The organism is Bradyrhizobium uaiense (genome assembly GCF_010811875.1).
Classification (GTDB): Bacteria; Pseudomonadota; Alphaproteobacteria; order Rhizobiales; family Xanthobacteraceae; genus Bradyrhizobium; species Bradyrhizobium uaiense.
The window spans coordinates 1-243 of record NZ_VKHP01001017.1; the positions used below are offsets into that span (position 1 = coordinate 1).

At 64.2% G+C, this 243-nt stretch carries 1 pseudogene; it reads left to right on the forward strand.

Going from position 1 to position 243, the window contains the following annotated elements:
• A pseudogene (locus FNJ47_RS48585) lies at positions 1 to 126 on the forward strand (acyl-CoA dehydrogenase family protein); the annotation flags it as partial.
• Between the last annotated feature and the right edge of the window lie 117 nt (positions 127 to 243).

The window sequence follows — 243 nt, forward strand, 5'->3', positions numbered from 1 at the left end:
GGCCAGGGGCTGGATTACTCCTACGCGCTGATGATGGCGGAGGAGCTCGGCGCCATCACCTGCGGCGGCGTGCCGATGGCGATCGGGGTGCAGACCGATATGGCGACGCCGGCGCTGGCGCGGTTCGTCGTGGTCGGCGGTGAAGAGCATTTTTCCCTTGTCCTCGTCATTCCGGGGCGATGCGAAGCATCGAACCCGGAATCCATTTCACATCGAATCTGCTGCCCGCTGGATTCCGGGTTC